Raw genomic sequence first — 838 nt, 5'->3', positions numbered from 1 at the left:
GAGCGTGAGTCTGCTTCTGTTGACAGCTTTCCTGTGCGGGCGTAATCGCACCGATGGCCGCAGAAGGAGCTCTATGCGCAGAGGTTGAGTTGCAATTTTTCGAAACACGCCTTCCGAGTTCTCTTGGACGATGCTCTCTGCTGCGCAGACGCACCCTATCCGGACATTTACCATGACCCAAAGACCCATCGAAATCCGCCCCTACCAAGCGGACGACAATGCCGCGCTGACCGACATCTGGCTCGCAGCGTCCCGCATCTCACATGCCTTTCTGGGCGAAGAGAAACTGCTCGAGCACCGCGCGCTTGTGTCAGAGTTTTACCTACCGCAGGCCGAGACCTGGGTGGCCTGCCTTTGCGGTCGGCCCATCGGCTTCATTGGGTTGATCGATACCACCATCGGCGGAATCTTCGTTTCACCCGAACGCCAAGGGAGGGGCGTCGGACAGGCGCTGATTGCGCACGGAATGTCCCTGAAGCCTCGGCTCACGCTCGAGGTTTATGCCCTGAATGAAAGAACCCGGGCTTTCTACGAGAAGCTCGGCTTCATCGAGACCTGTCGTCGCCCTGTCGATGACGAAGGCCTGCCATTCGAACAAATCTCAATGGCGCTCTCTAATTGAGCGGTCCGGGGCTGCCCTCGCAGTATGCCCCGGACCTTCGCGCAAATCGTTGAGAAGGGCAGAACTCGGCAATTCCCACGTGCCACCACGGGCCTCGCATAAAGACAGCACGTGCCGCGAGGGGCAGGAAGGTCCGGATGGTGTTGAAAAACTCCACTTGAGTGATGGCTTGGCTGCTGATTCACTTCTCCTGAGGCATGGGAGAACTGACGATGA

General features: G+C 58.2%; 1 protein-coding gene. It reads left to right on the top strand.

Translation table 11 applies throughout. The annotated features are described in order from the left end of the window. Positions 1 to 172: 172 nt before the first annotated feature. Entirely contained in the window at positions 173 to 622 is a 450-nt protein-coding gene (locus tag Q4543_RS24475) for a GNAT family N-acetyltransferase (protein ID WP_303442788.1), read from the top strand. Positions 623 to 838: the final 216 nt, after the last annotated feature.

This window comes from Salipiger sp. 1_MG-2023 (assembly GCF_030547555.1).
Lineage (GTDB): Bacteria > Pseudomonadota > Alphaproteobacteria > Rhodobacterales > Rhodobacteraceae > Salipiger.
Note: the sequence above shows the minus strand (reverse complement) of the source record. Positions and strands in the feature narration are given on the sequence as shown.

Excerpts from the sequence above, each read along its gene's own strand:
- Q4543_RS24475 (WP_303442788.1), top strand. The coding sequence starts at position 173 with ATGACCCAAAGACCCATCGAAATCCGCCCCTACCAAGCGGACGACAAT.